Genomic DNA, 286 nt, shown 5'->3' on the forward strand with positions numbered 1-286 from the left:
AGGTGCCCAAGGCACGCCGCAAGGGCAACGGCCTCAAACTGACCGTCGAAGGCGCACGCGCCAACAACCTCAAGGACGTCACCGCGTCGATTCCGCTCGGCACCTTCACCTGCGTCACCGGCGTCTCGGGCTCGGGCAAGTCCTCGTTCACGATCGACACGCTCCACGCCGGCGCCGCCCGCGCCTTGGACGGCGCGCGCGTCATCGCCGGCCCGCACGACCGCATCACCGGCCTCGAACACTGCGACAAGGTGATCGAGATCGACCAGTCCCCCATCGGCCGCAC

Annotated in this window: 1 protein-coding gene; it reads left to right on the plus strand. The window is 69.2% G+C overall.

The features are described 5' to 3' along the window. Nucleotides 1–286 (plus strand): hypothetical protein (locus K3A85_RS17875; protein ID WP_225207866.1); only part of this gene is annotated, 286 nt, incomplete at both ends.

The sequence above is a fragment of the Novosphingobium huizhouense genome (genome assembly GCF_020179475.1).
Taxonomy (GTDB): domain Bacteria; phylum Pseudomonadota; class Alphaproteobacteria; order Sphingomonadales; family Sphingomonadaceae; genus Novosphingobium; species Novosphingobium huizhouense.